This window comes from Myceligenerans indicum (genome assembly GCF_016742955.1).
Classification (GTDB): Bacteria; Actinomycetota; Actinomycetes; order Actinomycetales; family Cellulomonadaceae; genus Myceligenerans; species Myceligenerans indicum.
The window spans coordinates 1-19,824 of the sequence record NZ_JABBYC010000017.1; the positions used below are offsets into that span (position 1 = coordinate 1).

The window sequence follows — 19,824 nt, forward strand, 5'->3', positions numbered from 1 at the left end:
AGATGTGTATAAGAGACAGCCCCTCCCCGGCCGGGCCACCTTCGCCGAGAACGACACGAACGTTGTTACGAGACTCCGTAACAACGTTCGTGTCGTTCTCGGCGCGGCCAGCCCGCCGGGACAACGCTGAGCGATGGGCTGCGAGCGAATTGTCAAGCCGATCGCCCGTCGATCAGCGCCCGACAGGCGCGGAGGAGCCGCCCTGGGAAACACTGGGCGCCTCCCGCAAGCGACATCCCCGACGGAAGGCACTCATGACTGCCCCTACGCCCGGCGAGACCATCAACCAACGGCCATACTGGAGTATGGTGAGCCGCATGGCGACCAAGAAGGTGACGATCACGATCCCCGAGGAACTGCTCGAGGCAGCCCGCGGGCTGACGGACAACGTCTCGGGTTTCGCCGCCGAGGCGTTCGCCGAGCAGATCAGACGTGAGCTTCTCGCCGAGGAGATGCGGCACTTCCAGGAGGCCCACGGTGAGTTCACGGACGAGGAACTGGCCGAGGCCCGCAGCCGGCTTTTCGGGGACGGAGCGGAAGCACAGGGCGCCGCATGACGCGGTTCACGGCACCTGGCGTCGCCACGCTGGTCCTGGACTCGGAGGGGCTGTCACGCTGGATCGAACGAGACCGGAGGACCGCGGCACTGATCGAGGCGGCCCGGCGCGCCGGGGCACGACTGGTGATCAGCGCGAACACGGTGCTGGAGGTCGCCCATCCCAAGGTTGATCGACCGCGCCTGCGATGGCTGCTGTCCCAGGTCAAGGTCGAGCCGGTCAGCCAGGACGGCGCCCACAAGGCATCGGCGCTGTTGATCCGAGCGGGCATGCACGGTCACCAGCATGCTCTCGATGCCACGGTGGTCGAGGCCGCGCTCCGCCAGACCCATCCCGTGGTCGTCCTCACCTCCGATCCGGGGGATATCGACCGGCTGTCGGACCATCAGGTCCGCACCATCCCTGTCTGACCGGAGGACCGCCGGGGCAGCGGTGCGTCACGTGGGTGACCCGCAGCCCCGGCGGTCGTTCGGTCAGTTCTCCGTCAGGCGGAGGAACGTGATCGAGTACGGCGGGAAGTCGTACGTGAACTCGTTCGACGCCCCGTCCCAGGTCGCCTCCGCCGGGACCACGCGTTCCGGCCGGGTCTTCGTGTTGACGGCCGTCGGGTCACCGGTCATCTCGGTGACCTGAGCCCGGCCGGACACCTCGAAGCCGGCCACGGTCACGTCGGTCCGCGCGATGTCGCCGCCCGGGTTGACGACCTTGACCAGCAGGTCACCGGTCTCGTCGTCGCTGGTGACCACCTGGTACAGCGACTTGGTGACCGGCTCGGTGTAGGTCATCTGGAGCTCGCCGTCGAGGTACAGCTCGATGGTCCGGCCGTCCACCACGATCTTCACGTCGTAGTCCTGGCCGGTGACCAGCGAGTGGCCCTCCACCGCCGCGACCTCGCCCTGGCGTCCGCCGTCGGCCCGTTCGAGCGCCTGGCGCGTGTTGCCCCACCCGCCGAGGTTCCACCAGTAGAACCGGTCGGGCGCCCCGGCCGCGAAGCCCACGAGGAAGCCCTCGCCGCCGCCGAGCTTGCGGGCGTTCAGCTCCAGCGTGTAGTTGCTCCAGTCCTGCCCGTAGGCGTCGGGGATGATCGAGCGGGCGTCCTCGACGCCGCCGTCGGACTGCACGTACTCGCCGTCGACCACGTCCCACGCACCGGCCTGGGCGTCCCAGGTCTCACCGCCGGAGAAGTCGTCCGAGTAGAGCACGTCACCGGTCTCGTTGTCGGTCACCACGACGTCGTCGTAGGCGGCCTGCGTGCGCCAGGTGGACAGGAAGACCCCGCCCGCGAGGTCCGGCGGCGACGACTCGGGGCCGGTGTGCTCGGACGGCACGACCTCGTCACCGGTGTTCGTCATGAACATCCGCTGCGTCCAGTACGACGTCGAGCCCCACGACTCGTCGTTGTCGAACCACATCATGTCCGGCGACCACTGCACGTAGTCCTCGTTGGCGAACATCGGCGCGTACGAGGCCAGCTCCACGACGTCGGAGTTGCGCTCCAGCCCCGTCATGTACGCCGCCTCGGACAGCGCGTTGCGCCACTGGTTCCCGCGGGAGGCGTACTCGCCGAGGAACACGTGCGGGCCGGTGCGGTCGTAGGAGTCGTAGCGCTCGTCGTTGGCGAGGAACCAGCCCGGGTCGTTGTAGTAGTGCTCGTCGATCATCTCGACGCCCTGCTCGCGGTTGAAGTCCCAGAGCTCGTCGAAGCGGGCGCCCGTGTCGTCCGGACCGGAGTTCGAGATGACCGTGACGTCCGGGTAGGCCGCCTCGACGGCGTCCCGGAAGCGCGGGAAGTTCGCCTCGAACGTGTGGGTGTTCTCCTCGTTGCCCAGGCCGATGTACTTCAGCCCGAACGGCTCCGGGTGCCCGAGCCCGGCGCGCACGGCGCCCCACTCGGTGTCCGTGTCACCGTTGGCGAACTCCACGAGGTCCGCCGTGTCCTGCACCCAGCGGTCGATGCGCGCGTCGTCGGTCATCTCCGGGATCCGCGAGCCGCAGCCGTTGGCGCCCACGGACAGCACGGGCAGGGGCGTGGCGCCGAGATCCTCGGCGAACTCGAAGTACTCGAGGTAGCCGATGCCGTAGGACTGGTTGTAGCCCCAGAAGTTCCAGTTGGTCGGCCGTTCCTCGACCGGCCCGATCGTCTCCTTCCACTGGTACGTACGACGACGGTCGGCCCCGTCGGACTCCAGGTAGGTGTCGAACGTGCCCACGTTGGTGACGCAGCCGCCCGGGAAGCGCAGGAACGACGGCTCCAGGTCGGCCACCTTCTGCGCGAGGTCGGCGCGCAGCACGGACCGGCCGTTCACCGGGCCCACCCAGGTGTCGCGCGGGAACAGGGACACCATGTCGAGGCGCAGCGTGCCCGCGGCGCCCCCGGTCACGACCAGGCGGGCGTCGTCGACGGTCGCGTTCGCGGTGAGCTTGGCCTTGACCTTGCGCCACCGGTCGGCGCCGTTCACGTGGACGGTCTCCCGGGCGTACGTCGTCGAACCGTCGGCGGACTCCAGGCTCACCGTGAGGCGCTGGCGCGTGTCGGACCGGGCGAACACCGAGAAGTCGTACTTGCCGCCCTCCTCGATCGCGAACCCGGAGTTGTACCCCTCGTTACGCACGCCAACGCCGGGGCCGTCGGCCTCGATCTGCAGATAGGCGCGGTTGGAGTCGTTGAGCCACTCGTCCCGGTCCGAGGCCACCCCGACGGTTCCGCCGGCGCCCTCGACGACGTCCCAGGCCGTCATGCCCGTGAAGCTCGCGTTGTCCGTCGGAGCGAACTCGAAGGACCGGTTGCGGACCAGTTCGGCGTACAGCCCGCCGTCGGCCGCGTAGTTGATGTCCTCGTAGAAGACGCCGTACAGCTCGTCGCTCATCTCGGTACGTGCGGCGTCGGCGTCGATGGTGAGCGCGTGCTCCGTGATCGGGGGCGTGGCCGGCGGGTACGCGGCGAGCAGCGCCTCGCGCTCCTGGGCCGTGATCGGGATGACGCTGCCGTGCCGCGGGCTCGCGGGGAGCTCGGCGTCCAGGTTCGCGGTCCACTCGCCGCTGCTCAGGCTGTCCGTCTCGAACAGCATGTAGCCCTGGCCGCCGTGATACGAGGGCTGGTCCTGGAGGAGGAACCAGCGGTCGTCCGTGAGCGAGGGGAACATCGTGGGGCCCTCACCTCCCGTGAAGGTGCCGCCCCAGGGGTTGGGCTCGCCGAACCCGATGCGTTCGGCGATGAGGTCCCAGCCGTCGCCGTCGGACACGCCCTGGGTGCGCCGCAGGTCCGTGGAGGACTCCTGCCGCGTCCCCATGTACGACTCGTCCTTGGTGAGCCGGTAGTAGACGCCGTCCTCCCGCGCGACCGTCGAGTCGATCATGCCGCGGCCGTCGCCGCGCTTCTCGTCGATCCACGCGCGCGGCTCGGAGAAGGTGACGAAGTCCGTGGTGGTCGCGTACAGCATGCGCTGGTAGCTGTCTGTGATGTCGCGGTTCTCGGGGGCGACGTCGTCCGGGTAGAGCGCGGAGGCCCAGTAGACGACGTACTCTCCCGCGTCGGCGTCGTAGAACGCCTCGGGCGCCCACAGGTTGCCCGCGTTCTCGGGCGCGAGCACGACCTCGCGCTGCTCGGACCAGTTCACCAGGTCCGGCGACTCCCAGATCATGAGCGAGCGGCTGCCCGTCTCCTGCGCGTCGCCGAAGTTCCCGCCGCCGTAGATCTGCAGGTCGGTGGCGAGCACCACGAACCCGGAGCCGTCCGCCTTGCGCATCACGAACGGGTCCCGCAGGCCCTCGGTGCCCTGGTCGCTGGTCAGCACCGGGGCGTCGTCGTTCAGCGTCGTCCAGGCGAGCGGGTCCGGGCCATCGCTCACCGCGAAGGAGACGGTCTCGCCGTCGGCCGTGGACTCCCCCGTGAAGTACGGGAAGAAGTAGCCGGCGTACTCGCCGTCAGCCGCCGTGCCCGCGCCGTCGGCCGCCGTGCCGGCGACGTCGGCCGCCGTACCCGTGCCGCCCGATGCCGCGACCGCCGCGGCAGCCGTGGGGACGACGAGCCCCAGTGTCAGGGCTCCGGCGAGCCAGGCTCGCCGTGATCGCCCTGGTGGATGGTGATACATCGATGTACTCCTTGTCGTCGGGAGAGGTCGGCGGCCTGCGCCGAGTTCTGTGAGGTTCCGGTTGGCCGGCCGGCCCGTCGGGGGCCGGCCGGCAGGGATCTGGTGAACCGCCCAGGACGATCGCCCGGGCGGTCACCCCGTGAGGGCCGCGCAGCCCGACCGGCGCTGCTCGGCCCGAAGGCCGCCCGCGTGGGTCACCCGGCAGCGGTCGGCCTGTGCACGGCCCGCCGGCGGGTGATGCCGGCCGGCGGGCCGCCGTCGTGCCGGACGGTCACGACGCCGCGTGCAGGATCCACTTCTGGACCGCGTTGCCGTTGTCCGTGTACTGGGAGATGCGTGCGCCGGGGTCGGTCGCGAAGTCGTACAGGTCCAGCGCCTTGCCCGAGTTGCGGTTCAGGAACGTCACCGTCCCGTCGCCGTTGTCTCGCACCTGGAACTGCTGGTTCGTCCCACCGGTGGGAGTCCATTGCACGACGTCGGCCCCGTTCGCCGTGCTCGCGCCCGACACGTCCAGGACGAGCCCCGAGTGGCGCGCCTCGATGGTGTAGTAGCCGCTGCCCGCGTCGGCGAACCGGAACTGCTGGTTCGCTCCGCCCCACGAGCTCCACTGGGTCAGGAGCGCGCCCGGCTCGGTGGACTGTCCGGCGATGTCCCACACGAGGCCCGAGTGCGCGGACTCCACCGAGTACCAGGTGCCCGGCTGGACCGGGTCCGCGGTGCCGAACGCCGCGAGAAGCTGGTCGTACTCGGCCTGCGTGACGGGCAGTACGGTCCCGTGGCGCGGGCTGGTGGGCATGTCGTAGTCCGGCACGGCGCTCCAGGACCCGGAGGCCAGGTCCGTCGTCTCGAACGGGACGTAGCCTCGGCCGCCGAACTCGTCGATGAACAGGTACCAGCGGTCCTCCGTGTTGGACTTGAAGATCGTGGGACCCTCACCCGCGCCGATGTCACCCTGGCCGATGCAGTCGGCGACGAAGTTCCAGCTCGTGTCCCGCAGGTCCGTGGCGCTCTCGGCGGTGATGAACTTGCCGCACGGGGAGCTGCCCGAGTTGGAGCGCTCGTCCTTGGTGAACCGGTAGTACGTGCCGTTGAACTGCGTCACCGTCGAGTCGATCACCGAGTAGCCCGGGTCCACCCAGACCTGGGCGGCGCTGAAGGTGCTGAAGTCGGTGGTGGTCGCGTACATCATGCGGTTGTAGGACGAACCCGTGTGGTTCGGGTCGCTCTCCGCGTACAGCTTCGAGGCCCAGAACACGACGAACTCGCCACGCGCCTCGTCCCAGTACGCCTCGGGCGCCCAGGTGTTGCCGGCCGTGGGCGGCGACACGAGCTCCAGGCGGGGCGCCGACCAGGTGATCAGGTCGTCCGACTCCCACACGACGATGTTCCGGGAGCCGTGCCGCTGGGCGCCGTCCCAGTCACCGTTGCCGTAGATCTTGAGGTCGGTGGCGATCTGGTAGAAGCGTCCGGTCTGCGGGTTGCGGATGATGAACGGGTCCCGCACGCCGCCCGTGCCCACGTCGGAGGTGAGCACCGGCTGGTTGGCGTTCAGGTCGTCGTAGTGCAGCGGGTCGTCGCCGCGGCTCAGGCCGAAGTAGATCTGCTCGCCGTCGGCCGTGCCCTCGCCGGTGAAGTACGAGAACAGGTAGCCGGTGTACGGCTCGGAGGCCGCGGTGGCCGCCGGGGCCGTCGCGGCCCCCGTCATCGCGGCCGCCGCGAGCGCCAGCCCGGTCGCGATCGCCGCCCACCAGCGTGAACGTGTTCTTCTCATGGTCTTTCCTCCGTCACGTCGTCGTGCCAGTTGTTCGGTTCGTGGGCCGGCCGGCGGGCTCGATCCGCCGGCCGGCGGGGTCTTTCCTTCGGGGAGGCGGACGGGACGCTTTGCGTCGCCGTCCGGCCAGGTGCTGGTCCGTCGTCAGCCGACGGGGTGCAGGTACCACCTCTGGGTTGCCAGGCCGTTGTCGGTGTACTGCGAGATGCGGCTGCCGGGGGTGGTGGACCACTCCCAGACGTCGAGCGCCTTTCCGGAGAACCGGTTGAGGAACGTGACGGTGCCGTCGCCGTTCTGCCGGACGCGCCACTGCTGGTTGGTGCCGTTCAGGTCGTCCCACTGGGCGATGTCGGCGCCGTTGTCGGCGTTCCACCCGTAGACGTCGAGCACGAGTCCCGAGTGCCGGGCCTGGATGCGGTAGTAGCCGTTGCCCGAGTCGAGGAAACGGAACTGCTGGTTGGTGCCGTCCCAGCGGGTGTACTGGGTCAGCAGCGCGCCGGGGTCCGTGGACTGGTTCGCGATGTCCAGGACGAGCCCGGAGTGGGCCGACTCGATCACCTGCCACCCGGTTCCGGGGCCGCCGGAGTTGCCGTAGGCGTCCAGGAGGGCGGCCTGTTCGGAGGCGGTGATGGGCAGCACGGTGCCGTGCCGCGGGCTGGGGGGCAGGACGGCGTCGGGCACGGACGTCCACTGCCCGGAGGTGAGGTCCGCGGTCTCGAACAGCATGTAGCCCTGGCCGCCGTGGTAGCTGGGCTGGTCCTGGATCATGTACCAGCGGTCGTCGGTGAGGGAGGGGAACACCGAGGGCCCTTCGCCCGCGGTGAACGTCCCGCCCCAGGGGTTGGGTTCGCCGACGCCGACGTGCTCGGCGACGAGGTTCCAGCCGTCCCCGGCGGTGACGCCCTGGGTGCGCCGCAGGTCCGTGGACGACTCCTGCCGCACGGTCATGTCGGACTCGTCCTTGGTGAACCGGTGGTAGACGCCGTCGAGCTGGACCACGGTGGAGTCGATCATGCCGAGTCCGGCGCCCTGGCGTTCGTCGATCCACGGCTGCGGTTCGGAGAACGTCACGAAGTCCGTGGTGGTGGCGTACATCATGCGCTGGTAGGAGTCACTGATGTTCCGCTGCGCGGGCGGCAGGGTGTCGGGGTAGAGGGCGGAGGCCCAGTAGACGACGTACTCCCCGGCACCGGCGTCGTAGAACGCCTCGGGCGCCCACAGGTTGCCGGCGTTCGCGGGGGCCAGCTCGACCTCGCGCTGCGCGGACCAGTTCACCAGGTCGGCCGATTCCCAGACCATCATCGAGCGGGAGCCGGTCTCCTGGGCGTCACCGAAGTTCCCGCCGCCGTAGATCTTCAGGTCGGTGGCCAGCATCACGAAGCCGGAGCCGTCGGCCTTGCGGATGACGAACGGGTCCCGCAGGCCCTGGGTGCCGAGCGTGGAGGTGAGGACGGGTTCGCCGCCGTTGAGGGTCTGCCAGGAGGTCGGGTCGTTGCCGGTGGAGACGGCGAAGCTGATGGTCTCGCCGTCGGCGGTGGACTCGCCGGTGAAGTAGGGGAAGAAGAACGCGTCGCCGTCGCCGGGCGACGCGGCCGCGGGTGGTGCTGTGACGACGGCGGACGTGGTGGCAGCCGCGAGGCCGAGCACGCCGGCCGTGGCTGCCGCCACGACGCCGGCGAGGGTTCGTCTCAAGGAGATGTGCATCGTTGCTCCATCCGTTCAGGAGTTTCGAGGTGAGGCGCCGGCGGCTGCCGCACACCTGGGGGGCGGTGGCAGCCGTCCGGCGAGTGGTCGTTCGGTCCGGCCCGCTGCCGGACGGCCGCTCCGTTGTCACGGCCGGGTTCCGTTTCTCACGGCCGAGCAGGCACCTGTGCCCGCTTCGTGGTGCCTGGAAGGAACCAGGTGTCTGCTCGGCCTCCGGTTGAGTGGGGGTCGGTCGGTGGGTGGGATCGGCTGCTGGGCGAGGATGTCGTGCGGCGGGTGGCTACTCGCCGGAGGGCGGTGTGAGGACCCGGCCCGACGGCGTCGGCGTGCCGAAGTCCGGGGTGCCGTCGCCGTTCCAGCTGATCTTCTGGACGCGCGTCTGCCGGGTGTCGCCGCAGCCGTCCTCGGCGGACGGGTTGCCGTGGTAGACGAGCCAGTCCTCCGTGCCGTCCGGGCTCTTGAAGAACCCGTTGTGCCCGGGCCCGTACACGCCGTTCCCGCGTTGCAGCGCCGGGGTGGACTGCTTGGTCCAGGCGTTCGGGTCCATCGGGTCGGAGCCCGTGAGCTCGAGCAGGCCCAGCTTGTAGTCCGGGGTGTTGCACGACGACGCCGAGAACGACACGAACGTGCGCCCGTTGTGCTTCAGGACGGCGGCTCCCTCGTTGGTGCGCCCGCCCTGGGTCTCCCAGCTGTACGTGGGGGTGGAGATGGTGGCCGGCGCACCGGTGGTGGTCCAGGGGTTGCTCATGCGCACGATGCGTACGGTCTGGTCCGCGCCGATCCACTCGGAGAACAGCAGGTACAGGTTGCCGCCGTGCTCCAGGTACGAGCTGTCGATGTTCCAGCGGTTGGGCATCGGCGTGCCCATGTACTCGTAGGGGCCCATCGGGGTGTCGCTCGTGGAGCGCAGGACGCGGATCTTCTGGCCGTCGAAGTTGGTCTGCGAGTTGCCGGAGGTGTACGTGAGGTACCAGGTGCCGCCGATGCGGTGGAACTCGGGAGCCCAGTGGCTGCAGCAGCGGTCGGCGACTCCGGCGTCGTCCCACACCACCTGGTCCTGTGCGGTGGTCAGGCCGGCGAGGGTGGACGAGCGGCGCATGGTCACCGTCGAGTCCCAGGTCGTGGTGGACATGTAGTAGTAGCCGTCCCAGTACTGGATCCACGGGTCGGCGCCGTTGCTGCGCAGCGGGTTGCTCAGCGCTCCGACGGGGACCAGGCGCCAGCGCTGGGCGTCGAGGCCGTTGTCGTCGTACTGCGAGATGCGCGCGCCGCGGTCGGTGGACCACCCCCACAGGTCGAGGGCCTTGCCGGAGAAGCGGTTGAGGAAGGTGACGGTCCCGTCGGAGTTCTCGCGGATCTGCCACTGCTGGTTGGTGCCGCCGAGGTCGGTCCACTGGACGATGTCGGCGCCGTTGTCGGCGTTCCAGCCGTAGACGTCGAGCACCAGGGACGAGTGCCGCGCCTGGATCCGGTAGTAGCCGTTGCCCGAGTCCAGGAAGCGGAACTGCTGGTTCTGCCCGTCGAGGCGGTCCCACTGCTGCAGGCCGGCGCCGGCATCGGTCGAGATGTCGGTGATGTCCAGCACCATGCCAGAGACGGGTGACTGGATGAGGTACCACTGTCCCGTGTCGACGGCGGCCCGCGCCGGGGTTCTCGGCACCACCACCAGGGCGACCGCCACCATCGCGGCGATCGTGAGCAGTGCGGCGAGCGAGAGTCCGACCCGGGTCCGAGGCGGTGCGAATCTCCTGTGCGTCGTCATGTCTTGTCCTTCACATCGTTGTAAGGGATCACGGTTCTGCTCCTGTTGTTCCCGGCCTGCCGCCACTCCCGGCCGGCCTTCTGTTCCTGGCTGCTCTCTGTCCTGGCCGCTCTCTGTCCTGGCTGCTCCCTGTCCTGGCTGCTCATTCCCGTCCGCCGCTTCCCGGCGCCCTATCTCGGTCGCCCTCCGCGTGGTCGGTCACTCTCTGTGGTCGGTCACTCTCCGCGTGGTCGGTCTCTCTCTCTGTGGTCGGTCACTCTCCGCGTGGTCGGTCTCTCTCTGTGGTCGGTCACTCTCCGCGTGGTCGGTCTCTCTCTGTGGTCGGTCACTCTCCGCGTGGTCGGTCACTCCACGCGTGGTCGGTCAATCACTTGACCGACCACACGGAAAGTGACCGACCACACGCGAAGCCTCCGACCAACTGCCTGCTCGGTCCCCCGAACGGCCGCCACCCTGACTGCCGCCCCGATCGGTACCGGCGGACCGCCACTCACGTGCGCTGCGGCGGACCGCCGCTCAGGTGGGCTGCCGGGGGCCGCCGCCCGGGCGGGCGGTGGCCACGGTTCCCGGACGCCGGGCCGCCCCAACCGATGGACCGCCCCACCGATGGACCGCCCCCATCCGATGGACCGCCCCGAAGGACACGCCGCCCCGGCATCCCGGCGGGTGTCACGTCTTGCGGAGGGACAGGGCCCGCTGGAGCACCACGAAGACCAGCAGCAGGACGCCGATCACGATCTTGGTCCACCACGAGCTGAGGTTGCCCTCGAACTGGATGACCGTCTGGATGGTGCCCAGGGTGAGCACGCCGAGCAGGGAGCCGAGGACGAACCCGGTCCCTCCGGTCAGCAGGGTCCCGCCGATCACGACCGCCGCGATGGCGTCCAGCTCCATCGCCACGCCGTTCAGGGCGTAGCCGGACCGGTTGCCCATCGCGAAGAGCATGCCGCCCAGCGCGGCGCACGTCCCGCTGACCACGTACGCACCCACCTTGGTCCGGGCCACGGCCAGTCCCATGAGCATGGCCGACTGCTCCCCGCCGCCGATCGCGTAGACCGTGCGCCCGAAGCGCGTGTAGTGCAGCACGACGAACCCGATCGCGACCAGGACCAGCGCGATCACGACGGCCGTCGTGGTGCGGAAGTACCCCATCCACGAGTCCCAGCCGGCCAGGGCCGTGAACGCCGGGTCGCTGATCGGGATGGACTCCGGCGCGATGACGAAGCACAACCCGCGCGCGAAGAACATGCCCGCGAGCGTCGCCACGAACGGCTGCACGCCGAACACCTGGATCATCACCCCGTGAGCCAGCCCGATGACCGAACCGGCGAGCACGGCCACGGGCAGCACGACGGCCACCGGCCACCCGGCCTCCAGCAGCGACGCGATGATCACCGTCGACAGTGCCAGGACGGAGCCCACCGACAGGTCGATCCCGCCGGTGAGGATGACGAACGTCATGCCCACTGCCAGCGCGATGAGGTGCGCGTTGTTGATGAACAGGTTCGAGTAGACGATCGGCGTCAGGAAGTTGTCGTACCGGGTGCCGCCGATCGCGAGCATCAGCGCGAGCACCACGAACGTGCCCAGCACGGGCAGGTAGCGGGGGTCGAGGCGGACGGTCGAGGCCCAGCCTGCGGCTGACCTCACCGGGGTCGTCGCGGTCATCGGGTGACCTCCTTCTCGTCGTCCGGAGCCGAGGCGTGCTCGGCACCCGCCACGGGAGCCTGCTCGGCCTCCGGTGCTTCCTCGCCGGCGCCGCCCGCCGCTCCCGCGGCGTCCTCCGCCGAGCCGTTCTCCGCGCCACGACCGCCGTCGGACACGGGACGACGGCGGATCGCTGCGACCGCGAACCGTTCGCGGACCCGCGGCGACTGCAGCAGCGTGACGGTCACGACGACCAGGGCCATGAACAGCGGGGTGACATGCGGCGAGATGCCGAGCACCGTGACCGTTCGTTCCAGCGTCGCGATGACGAGAACGCCCGCGAAGGTGCCGGACAGGTTGAACTTGCCGCCGCTGAGCGCCGTGCCGCCGATCACGACCGCCAGGATCGCGTCCAGCTCGATGAAGATGCCGGCATTGTTCGCGTCGGCGGCCATCGTGTCCGCGCTGACCAGAATCCCGGCCAGACCGGCGAACAGACCGCACGCCGCGTAGACGGTCCAGGTCAGGGTCCGCGAGCGGACACCGGCCAGACGGCTCGCCGCCGGATTGATGCCGGTGGCCTCCAGCAGCATCCCGAGCGCGGTGCGCCGCACCACGACCGACACGACCACGAACAGGCCGACCGCGATCCACACGGCGGTGGGGATCCCCAGGAGGAACCCGGAGTTGAGCCCCTTGTACGGCTCGCTGGTGACCGTGGTGATGAAGCCGCCGGTGATGAGCATCGCGACGCCGCGCCCGGCGGTCATGAGGATCAGGGTCGCGATGATCGGCTGGATGCCGAGCACCGTGACCAGGAATCCGTTCCACAGCCCGAGCACGAGGGCCAGGCCCAGCGCGATACCGACGGCGACGAGCACCGTCAGGGGGCTTCCCGGGTCGGAACTGGCGCTGATGTACTCCAGCGCCACCGCACCGGAGACCGCCACGACCGCGCCGACCGACAGGTCGATACCCCGGGTGGCGATGACCAGCGTCATGCCGAGCGCGATGAGCAGCAGCGGGGCCGCCGCACGCAGGATGTCGATCGGCGCACCGAACAGGTGCCCGTCGGTGACCGTCACGGCCAGGAAGGACGGTTTGGCGATCGTGTTCGCCGCGACGAGCGCGACGAGCGCCGCCACCGGCCAGAAGAGATGGTGTCTCAGGGCCTGCCTCATGCCGCATCCCCCTCGGTGATGTCTCCCCTGGCGATCAGGTCCACGATGTGGTCCGTCGTGGTTCCCTCGGAACCCACGGTCGCGACGACCTTCCGGTCACGCAGCACCGCGATGCGGTGGCTCAGCCGGAGGACCTCCTCCAGCTCGGCCGAGATGAAGACGACGGACATGCCCTCGGCGGCGAGCTCCGCGACGAGCTTCTGGATCTCCGCCTTGGCGCCGACGTCGATGCCGCGAGTCGGCTCGTCGAGCACGAGCAGCTTGGGCGCGGTCGCGAGCCAGCGCGCCAGGAGCACCTTCTGCTGGTTCCCGCCGGAGAGGTTGCGCACGAGCGCCTCCGGGTCCGCCGGGCGGATCCCGAGCTGGTCGATGTAGCCCGCCACGATCTCGTCGACCTGGCGGCGGGGCAGCGGCCGCACCCATCCGCGCTCGGCCTGCATGGCCAGGACGATGTTCTCGCGCACCGTCAGGCCGTCGACGATGCCCTCACCCTTGCGGTCCTCCGAGGTGTAGGCGATGCCATGGGCCATCGCGGCGCGCGGGTTGTGCAGCTTGCGGGCCGTGCCCTCCACGAGGGTCGTGCCCGAGTCCGAGCGGTCGGCGCCGGTCAGCAGGCGGGCCAGCTCGGTGCGGCCCGAGCCCAGGAGACCGGCCAGGCCCACCACCTCGCCGGGATACACCTCAAGGTCGTAGGGCTGGATGGAGCCCTTGCGGCCCAGGCCGATCGCCTGGAGGCGCGGCTCCCCGTCACCGGGGCGGGCGGCGTCGTGCCCACGCTCGACGGACTCCAGCACCTGAGCGGACTTGCCGATCATGTGCTTCACCAGATCGCCCGCCGCCAGCTCCGCGGTGGCCCATTCACCGACCAGGCCGCCGTTGCGCAGCACGGTCATGCGGTCGGAGACCTCGTAGATCTGGTCCAGGAAGTGTGAGACGAACAGGATCGCCACCCCAGAGTCCCGCAGCCGCCGCATGACGGCGAACAGGCTCTCGACCTCGTCCGCGTCCAGGCTGGAGGTGGGTTCGTCGAGGATCAGCACCTTGCAGTCGCTCACCGTGGCACGGCAGATCGCGACGAGCTGCTGCACGGCGAGCGAGTGCGAGTCGAGGCTGGAGCCCGGATCGATGTCCAGGCCCATGCGCTCCAGGTGCTGCGCGGCCAGCCGGCGCATCCGGGGCCAGTGCAGGCCCCCGAGCATCCGTGGCTCCGCGGCGCCGAGCATGATGTTCTCCGCGACGGTGAGGTTCCCGCAGAGGTTGACCTCCTGGTACACGGTGCTGATGCCGTGCGCCCGGGCATCGCCCGGTCCGGTGAACCTGCGCTCGGTGCCGTCGACCGCGATCGTGCCGGAGGACGTCTGGTAGACGCCGGTGAGCGCCTTGATGAGCGTGGACTTGCCCGCTCCGTTCTCGCCCATGAGGGCATGGATCTCACCGGGATACAGGCGGAAGTCCACCCCGGCGAGTGCCGTGACCGGCGGGAACTCGACCGTGATCCCGGTCAGTTCCACGACTGGTTGCGTCGTCACGTTGAACCCTTTCTTGCGCCGGCCAGATCCCGCCGGGCTGCGCCTTGGCCCGGACCCGCTGCCCACGGTCGCCGGACGGCGCCGGAGCAGCGGGTCCTCGGGCGGAGCGCTGCCCCGACGCTCCGCCTGGACCGGGGCGGCCGCCCCTCAGAAGCGGCCGCTCCGGCACGGCGAGGACCGGCGGATGCGCCGATGGATCGGTACAGGCCGCTGGATCAGTACTGGCGGTCCGGGAGGGCTGCCTTCGCGCCCTCCTGGTCGAAGGCCTCGTCCTGCGTGACGATGCGCGCGTCGACGGCGTCGCCGGCCACGGTCTTCTCGATGACCTCGGCCAGGTCCGGGCCGAGCAGCGGGTTGCACTCGACGATGTAGTTGATCTTGCCGTCGGCCAGGGCGGTCATGCCGTCCTTGACACCGTCGATCGTGATGATCTTGATGTCCTCGCCCGGCTTCAGGCCGGCGGCCTCGATGGCCTCGATCGCGCCCAGACCCATGTCGTCGTTGTGGGCGAACACCAGGTCGATGTCGTCGTGCGCGGTCAGGAAGCCCTCCATGACCTTCTTGCCGCCGTCGCGCGTGAAGTCACCGGTCTGGGAGTCGATCATCTCCAGGTCGGTGCCCTCGATCGCGCCCGCGAAGCCCTCCTGCCGGTCGATCGCCGGTGCCGAACCAGTGGTGCCCTGCAGCTCGACGACCTTGTAGCCCTCGCCGTCGTACTGCTCGGCCGCCCACTCGCCGGCCCGCGCGCCTTCCTCGATGAAGTCGGAGCCGATGAACGACACGTAGGCGTCGTCGACGGTGGTCTCCACCGCACGGTCGGTCAGGACCACGGGGATGCCCGCGCCCTTGGCCTCCTCCAGCACCGCGTCCCAGCCCGTCTCGACCACGGGCGAGAACGCGATGACGTCCATCCCCTGGGCGATGTAGTTCCGGATCGCGGAGATCTGGTTCTCCTGCTTCTGCTGGGCGTCCGAGAAGCTGAGCTCGAAGCCGTTCTCCTCGGTCAGCGTGTCCTTGATGGACATCGTGTTGGCACTGCGCCAGCCGGACTCCGCGCCGACCTGCGAGAAGCCGACGCTGATCAGGTCGCTGCCGCTGCCGCCGTCACTGCCGCCGTCACCGGCGTCCGAGCTCGGCGGCTCCGAGCTGCAGGCGCCCAGGGCGAGCAGCGTCACCGCGGACAGAGCGGCGAATGTGGTGCGGGCGAAGGTGTGTCGTGCCATGTCTCCTCCTCGAGAACCGGTCTGCGTCGACCGGGATGGTGCACTTGCGGGCATTCCGCCCACCTGCGCCCATGTTAGCGCTCACATGATCGGAAATGAAAGACAAGTCCGTCACGGTCGAGTAACGACATCCCCACGGTCGCCCGAAAGCCGAACAGCCGGTTGGTGCGCTTCGACCGACTGTCGAGCTACACCAACCGGCTGTTCGGCCGCGAGGTCCAGGCCGGGAGATCCGGACCGGGAAGAGACGAGAAAGGGCGTGCCCTCAGGGGGCTGTCACAGGCCGCGGGCCAGGCGGTAGTACGCCTGGTTGAAGCGCACCTGGTCGGCGAACCCGCGGCGGGTCGTCGACTCGTCGATGACCAGCAGCTCGGTGTCCGTGATGGAGGCGAACACCTCGAACGCCTCGATGCCAGCCGCCGTGGACATGACGGTGTGGTGCGCCCCGCCGGCGGTCAGCCAGGACTCCGCCGACACGTCGAACGACGGCCGCGGCTGCCAGACGGCCCGCGCCACGGGCAGATGCGGCAGGTCAGCCGGCGGGACCACGGTGTCCACCACGTTGGCCGTGAGCCGGAACCGGTCGCGCATGTCCGCGAGGGAGACGACGACGGCGCCCTCGGTGGCGTCGGCGTTGAACACCATCCGCACGGGGTCCTCCTTGCCGCCGATCCCCAGCGGGTGGATCTCCACGCGCGGCTTCGCCATGGTCAGCGACGGGCAGACCTCCAGCATGTGCGCGCCGAGGATCAGCTCGGACCCCGGCGTGAGGTCGTAGGTGTAGTCCTCCATGAGCGAGGCGCCACCCGGCAGCCCCTCGCCCATGACCTTCGCCGCGCGCACCAGGACGGCGGTCTTCCAGTCGCCCTCCGCGCCGAAGCCGTACCCGTCGGCCATCAGGCGCTGCACGGCGAGGCCCGGCAGCTGCCGGAGCCCGCCCAGGTCCTCGAAGTTCGTGGTGAACGCCTTGGCACCCAGCCCGTCCAGGAAGGTGCGCAGCGCGATCTCCTGCCGGGCCGCGTAGCGGAGCGAATCGTGCCGCTCCGCGCCCTTGCGCAGCTCGTCGACGACGTCGTACAGGTCCTCGTACTCGGCGACCAGGGCGTCCACGTCGCCGTCGGACACGGCATCGACCGCGGCGACCAGGTCGTTCACGCCCCAGGTGTTGACCGAGACGCCGAACCGCAGCTCCGCCTCGGTCTTGTCGCCCTCGGTGACGGCGACGTTGCGCATGTTGTCGCCGAACCGCGCCAGCTTCAGCCCGCGCACGGCCGCGGCACCGGCGGCGCCGCGCACCCAGGTCCCCACCCGGGCGGTGACGCCCGGGTTGGACACGTGCCCCACCACGGTGGTGCGCGCCGCGCCGATCCGCGTGGCCAGGTAGGCGTACTCGCGGTCGCCGTGAGCGGCCTGGTTGAGGTTCATGAAGTCGAAGTCGATGGTGTCCCAGGGCAGCTCGACGTTCGCCTGGGTGTGCAGGTGCAGCAGCGGCTTGGTCAGCGCGGACAGACCGGTGATCCACATCTTGGCCGGGCTGAAGGTGTGCATCCAGGTGACCACGCCGAGGACACGGTCGTCCGAGTTCGCCTCGAGCATGGCGCGGCGGATCGCGTCGGCGTCCTTCAGCACCGGCTTCCACACGACGTGCGCGGGCACGTCACCGGACGCGTCGAGGGCTCGCGCGACCTCCTGGGACTGCTCGGCGACCTGGCGCAGCGTGTCCTCGCCGTAGAGGTCCTGGCTGCCGGTGAAGAACCAGACCTCGCGGTCGGCGTAGGGCTTCGACATCTTGAGATTTCCTTTCATCGTCCGACGACGGCCGAGCGCGGCCGGTCCCCGGCCGGCAGGCGGACCTGCCGGATGCTCACGGACCGGCCGGACCGGTGATCAGCCGCCCCGCGGCCGACCCCGCCCGGCCACGAGCGGTCACTTCTGGCCGTAGACGTTCTGGTAGCGGTCGTAGAGGGAGTCGACGTGCTTCTGCTCGATCGGGAGCGGGTCGCCGAGCTGGCGGGAGACGTGCACGGCGCGCGCGACCTCCTCGCACATCACCGCGGCCTTCACCGCGGCACGGGCATCCTTGCCGATCGTGAAGGGGCCGTGGTTCGCCATGAGCACGGCAGGGCTGCGGGAGCCGGACAGGGTCTCGACGATGCCGCGGCCGATCGAGTCGTCACCGATGATCGCGAACGGTCCCACGGGAATGGGCCCGCCGAACTCGTCGGCCATCATCGTCAGCACGCACGGCACGGCTTCACCGCGCGCCGCCCAGGCGGTCGCGTAGGTGGAGTGCGTGTGCACGACGCCGCCGACGTGCGGCAGGTGCTTGTAGGTGTAGGCGTGCGCGGCCGTGTCCGACGACGGGTTGTGCGGCGCGTCGTGCACCATCTTCCCGTCGAGGTCGCAGACCACCATCTTCTCCGGGGCGAGATCGTCGTAGGAGACCCCGGACGGCTTGATGACCAGCAGGTCGGTGCTGCCGTCCGCGGCGCCGCCCAGCTCCGCCGGGATCCGCACGCGCTGGGAGACGTTTCCGGCCGTCCAGACGACGAGGCCGTTGCGCGGCAGCTCGGCGTGCAGGTCGGACACGACCTGACGGGTGCGCGCGATCTCCTTGCGCACCTCGGGCGGGTAGTTGCTGAAGTCTTCGGCGGTGGTCATCCGGCGTTCTCCTGGCTGGTGCTGCGGGGACGGAGGGCGTCGACGGCGGCCCGCTCGGCGGCGAGCCCGGCCGTGTAGCGCTCGAGGTAGTCGGCGAACCCGGCGACGTCGTCGGCGTCGGGCCGGGCGATGTCGACGGCCGCCTCGGCGAACACCTCGGCGGCGAGGTAGTCGCCGAGGCCGCGCCCGGCACCGGACCGGCGGTACGCACCCAGCACGGCCATGCCCCACGCACCGCCCTCACCGGCGGCCTGTCCCACGCCGACGGGGGCACCGATCGCGGCGGCCAGCATCCGCTGGGCGACGCCCGTGGTGCGGAACAGCCCGCCGTGGCCGAACATCGTGTCGATGGCGACGCCCTCGTCCGCGAGCACCCGCATGCCGAGGCTCAGCGTGGCGAACACGCCGTAGATCTGGGTCCGCATCAGGTTCGCCAGGGTCAGGCGGCTGTCCGGGGTGCGGACGATCGTGGGGCGGCCCTCGGACAGGCCGGCGATCGGCTCGCCGGCCAGATGGTTGTAGGCGAGCAGGCCGCCGCCGTCGGGCTCACCCTTGAGGGCGGCACGGAACAGCGCCTCGAAGACCGTGTCCGCGTCGGACGGGCCGCCGACGGCGGCCGACAGCTCACGGAACACCTCGGCCCACGCACCGAGCTCGCTCGCGCCGTTGTTGCAGTGCACCATCGCGACCAGGTCGCCGGACGGGGTGGTGACGAGGTCGAGCTCGGGGTGGTGGCGCGTGAGCGCGCCCTCCAGGACCACCATCGCGAAGATGCTGGTCCCTGCGCTGATGTTGCCCGTACGGGGCTCGACGGCATTGGTCGCGACCATGCCCGTCCCGGCATCGCCCTCGGGCGGGCAGAGCGGGACACCCGGCCGCAGCGTCCCGCTCGGGTCGAGGAGCGCGGCTCCCTCGGGAGTGAGAGCGCCGGCGTCCGCGCCGGCGGGCAGGATCTCGGGGAGTACCTCGGCGAGCCGCCCGCCCGGCATCCGCGGGGCGACGAGATCGTCGAACTTCGCCAGCATCCCGGCGTCGTACCGGCCTGTCGCAGGGTCGACGGGGAACATTCCGGAGGCGTCGCCGACGCCGAGCACCCGGCGGCCCGTCAGGCGCCAGTGCACGTAGCCGGCGAGCGTGGTGAGGAAGGTGGTGCGGGAAACGTGCGGTTCGTCGTCGAGCATCGCCTGGTAGTGGTGGGCGACCGACCAGCGCAGCGGGATGTTGTACCCGAACAGTTCCGTGAGCTCCGTGGCGGCGGCCGCGGTGGTGGTGTCCCGCCAGGTTCGGAATGGGACCAGGAGCTCCTCGCCGTCGAAGACGAGGTAGCCGTGCATCATCGCCGAGACGCCGATCGCGCCGAACGTGGCCGGGCGCACGCCGTACTGCCGCTCGACGTCGGCCGCCAGGGCCGCGAAGCAGTCCTGCAGGCCCGCCCACACCGCGTCCAGCGAGTAGGTCCAGTGGCCGTCGGCGAGCTGGTTCTCCCAGTCGTGACCGCCGCTCGCGATCGGGGCGTGATCGGGGCCGATCAGCACCGCCTTGATACGGGTGGAACCCAGCTCGATCCCGAGGCTGGTCCGACCCTGTTCGATGGCTTCCCGGACTGCGTCCGGGCGCCCTGTCACCACATCGTGCTCCTGCGCCATGAAGTCATGTTAACGCTCACACAAGGCGGCCGTGAAACCCGCTCGGGACGGC

Annotated in this window: 13 protein-coding genes; 2 read left to right on the forward strand and 11 right to left on the reverse strand. The window is 70.1% G+C overall.

Features of this window, described 5'->3' with window-relative positions:
- Window positions 1-317 precede the first annotated feature (317 nt).
- Complete coding sequence (locus HGK34_RS11160; protein WP_201847195.1) at window positions 318-557, forward strand: type II toxin-antitoxin system CcdA family antitoxin; 240 nt, start codon at window positions 318-320, stop codon at window positions 555-557.
- Window positions 554-967 (forward strand): DNA-binding protein, encoded by a 414-nt coding sequence (locus tag HGK34_RS11165; RefSeq protein ID WP_201847197.1) that lies wholly within the window; start codon window positions 554-556, stop codon window positions 965-967. Before HGK34_RS11160 ends, HGK34_RS11165 begins: the two co-directional genes overlap by 4 nt.
- A gap of 63 nt (window positions 968-1,030) precedes the next feature.
- Here the strand turns inward: HGK34_RS11165 and HGK34_RS11170 are convergent, their stop codons facing one another.
- The 11 genes from HGK34_RS11170 to HGK34_RS11220 all read right to left on the reverse strand — a co-directional run bounded on the left by HGK34_RS11170 (window position 1,031) and on the right by HGK34_RS11220 (window position 19,772).
- Window positions 1,031-4,648: an alpha-L-arabinofuranosidase family protein gene (locus HGK34_RS11170; RefSeq protein WP_201847199.1), complete on the reverse strand. Its 3,618-nt coding sequence runs from the start codon at window positions 4,646-4,648 to the stop codon at window positions 1,031-1,033.
- Window positions 4,649-4,919: 271 nt separating this feature from the next.
- A complete protein-coding gene (locus HGK34_RS11175) occupies window positions 4,920-6,419 on the reverse strand; it encodes an RICIN domain-containing protein (protein WP_201847200.1) in 1,500 nt (499 codons plus the stop codon).
- A gap of 144 nt (window positions 6,420-6,563) precedes the next feature.
- Window positions 6,564-8,123: an RICIN domain-containing protein gene (locus tag HGK34_RS11180; protein WP_201847202.1), complete on the reverse strand. Its 1,560-nt coding sequence runs from the start codon at window positions 8,121-8,123 to the stop codon at window positions 6,564-6,566.
- Between the two features lie 280 nt (window positions 8,124-8,403).
- The gene (locus HGK34_RS11185; protein ID WP_201847205.1) at window positions 8,404-9,885 is read right to left on the reverse strand and encodes a family 43 glycosylhydrolase; all 1,482 of its coding nucleotides are present in this window, start codon (window positions 9,883-9,885) and stop codon (window positions 8,404-8,406) included.
- 669 nt (window positions 9,886-10,554) lie between these two features.
- Window positions 10,555-11,553, reverse strand: a complete 999-nt coding sequence (gene yjfF / locus HGK34_RS11190; RefSeq protein WP_201847207.1) for a galactofuranose ABC transporter, permease protein YjfF — start codon at window positions 11,551-11,553, stop codon at window positions 10,555-10,557.
- Window positions 11,550-12,713: an ABC transporter permease gene (locus HGK34_RS11195; RefSeq protein WP_201847209.1), complete on the reverse strand. Its 1,164-nt coding sequence runs from the start codon at window positions 12,711-12,713 to the stop codon at window positions 11,550-11,552. Before HGK34_RS11195 ends, yjfF begins: the two co-directional genes overlap by 4 nt.
- Complete coding sequence (locus HGK34_RS11200; RefSeq protein WP_201847211.1) at window positions 12,710-14,242, reverse strand: sugar ABC transporter ATP-binding protein; 1,533 nt, start codon at window positions 14,240-14,242, stop codon at window positions 12,710-12,712. Before HGK34_RS11200 ends, HGK34_RS11195 begins: the two co-directional genes overlap by 4 nt.
- Window positions 14,243-14,457: 215 nt before the next feature.
- On the reverse strand, window positions 14,458-15,465 hold the full coding sequence (locus HGK34_RS11205; RefSeq protein WP_201847213.1) for an ABC transporter substrate-binding protein: 1,008 nt from the start codon (window positions 15,463-15,465) through the stop codon (window positions 14,458-14,460).
- Window positions 15,466-15,741: 276 nt separating this feature from the next.
- Window positions 15,742-17,253, reverse strand: coding sequence for an L-arabinose isomerase (gene araA / locus HGK34_RS11210; protein WP_201847215.1), 1,512 nt, complete (start codon window positions 17,251-17,253; stop codon window positions 15,742-15,744).
- Window positions 17,254-17,391: 138 nt separating this feature from the next.
- On the reverse strand, window positions 17,392-18,126 hold the full coding sequence (locus HGK34_RS11215) for an L-ribulose-5-phosphate 4-epimerase (RefSeq protein WP_201847217.1): 735 nt from the start codon (window positions 18,124-18,126) through the stop codon (window positions 17,392-17,394).
- On the reverse strand, window positions 18,123-19,772 hold the full coding sequence (locus tag HGK34_RS11220) for a xylulokinase (protein WP_201847219.1): 1,650 nt from the start codon (window positions 19,770-19,772) through the stop codon (window positions 18,123-18,125). The genes HGK34_RS11215 and HGK34_RS11220 overlap by 4 nt, the downstream gene beginning before the upstream one ends.
- Window positions 19,773-19,824: the final 52 nt, after the last annotated feature.